The organism is Paenibacillus xylanilyticus, assembly GCF_013359935.1.
In the GTDB taxonomy this organism is placed as follows: domain Bacteria; phylum Bacillota; class Bacilli; order Paenibacillales; family Paenibacillaceae; genus Paenibacillus; species Paenibacillus xylanilyticus.
Map to the genome: position 1 here is coordinate 1 of NZ_JABMCB010000089.1, position 1,638 is coordinate 1,638.

The 1,638-nt window shown below is 46.9% G+C and carries 4 protein-coding genes; all 4 read left to right on the plus strand.

The features are described 5' to 3' along the window. Nucleotides 1-53: 53 nt before the first annotated feature. The 4 genes from HP552_RS00740 to HP552_RS00755 all read left to right on the plus strand — a co-directional run bounded on the left by HP552_RS00740 (nucleotide 54) and on the right by HP552_RS00755 (nucleotide 1,469). Nucleotides 54-230, plus strand: coding sequence for a hypothetical protein (locus HP552_RS00740; protein WP_175393859.1), 177 nt, complete (start codon nucleotides 54-56; stop codon nucleotides 228-230). A gap of 149 nt (nucleotides 231-379) precedes the next feature. Then, nucleotides 380-802 (plus strand): hypothetical protein, encoded by a 423-nt coding sequence (locus HP552_RS00745; protein WP_175393860.1) that lies wholly within the window; start codon nucleotides 380-382, stop codon nucleotides 800-802. Continuing rightward, nucleotides 786-1,172 carry an HNH endonuclease gene (locus tag HP552_RS00750; RefSeq protein ID WP_175393861.1) on the plus strand — a complete coding sequence of 129 codons (387 nt, stop codon included), beginning with the start codon at nucleotides 786-788 and terminating at the stop codon, nucleotides 1,170-1,172. Before HP552_RS00745 ends, HP552_RS00750 begins: the two co-directional genes overlap by 17 nt. 6 nt (nucleotides 1,173-1,178) lie before the next feature. Then, a complete protein-coding gene (locus tag HP552_RS00755; protein ID WP_175393862.1) occupies nucleotides 1,179-1,469 on the plus strand; it encodes a hypothetical protein in 291 nt (96 codons plus the stop codon). The last annotated feature ends 169 nt before the right edge of the window (nucleotides 1,470-1,638 follow it).

Sequence of the window (1,638 nt, forward strand, 5' to 3'; positions counted from 1 at the left end):
CAGTTATGCAAAATATATAGATATGAATAACTCATTGAGGAAGAAGGATGAGCATGGAAAACGAAAAGCTTGATAGAGAAGCGCTCCAGAAAAAGATCGCTTCCGCCTATGGCATTCCGCTGGTGTATTTGAAGCAGGCTGAAGGAGTAAACCCACTTGAAGGACTGAACCCGCGGATAGTTATCGTGGACGAGCTCTGCGACCTTGAAGCGGATCATCTGGGGGATTAACCGTGGTCAACAAAGGCATAGGGAAGATACCAGCCGTACCTATCGTATCCAAGCTACAGCCTGAACAATGCAGAGGTTGTGTCTGGGGATCATGGGCAGGCAGTAAACAAGTTTGTATGATGCCAGCATGCAAGAAAGGATGAATGGGTATGAGAGGGTTTAAGCACGTCTACTCCTGTATCGAATGCGGGTGGAAGATGAAGAGTTTCAAAAGCAATGAGCTGGATGGCCAAAGATGCCACAGGTGTGCAGGGGCAGTCATACCGACAAAAGTATTAGAACCAGGGGTTGCGCTGGTTCAGGATAAGTTGCCGCTACTGATTCACTCTGTTCAGAATAACTATTCATCGTTCCATGCTGACGATGGGCGAGCAGAAGTAAAGCTGAATGGGTGTCGTGTTGAAGCAACGTTGATATTGCCTAATGGAGATCTTACAAGCCAATACCATTTTGAGTTATCGGACATCGTATTTAGTTCAGGCGTGCCGGACATTGAAACAACTGTTAGAAAGTTTATTAAGAACATGTGCATACTCATTGACGGATCAGAAACCGATGCCGATCAAACTTAAACGGCCGTGCAATCATCCTGGTTGCCCTGAGCTTTCAGGTGAAGCGTACTGTCCTGCTCACAAGAAACAAAGAGCAAGAGAGATAGACCAAAGGCGCGGCACATCTACGCAGCGTGGTTATAACGGCCAGTGGCGCAAAGCCAGGGAAGGATACTTGCGTAAGCATCCTATCTGCGTTGAGTGCGAGGCTCAGGGTCAGGGCACGCCTGCAACAGTAGTGGACCACATTATCCCACACAAAGGTGATGACTCTCTGTTCTGGGATTCAAACAACTGGCAAGCATTATGCAAGAGGTGCCATGACATCAAGACAGTTACCCAAGATGGTGGGTTTGGTAATGATGTAAGACTATCCAAAGCAAAGGAGTGATAACCTATGAAGCTGAGGGATTATGTTGACGAGCTGGAACAGGAGTATGCCAAGCAGCTGAAGACGCCTGACTATGATGGATGGGTGTTGTTCTCTGTAAAAATCAATCGTCCGCTCAGGGAGTACATGGACAGCATCAGATACGACAAGAGCAAGAGAAAGGATTATCAGGTTGCTACATATGCGCTTCAGCTATGGCATGAGTTCACTTCAAAACTGCGCGGTGACACTTTGACTGACCGTTTTGTGACACGTGTTGCCGAATTGCGATTCCAAATCAAAAAGATGATTTCCTAAAGGCCATCAGTGAATGGCTTTTTTTGTTGCACAGGCACACGTCATCAGACGGACGGAAATGCCCTTTTAAGCCCTTCAATAAAAATGAAGGTGAATGACTGGACGAAGCCTAAAGAGGGCATGGGCCCTATAAAAATTTCGTACAGTGGGGTAAAAAACCGGCTGGGGC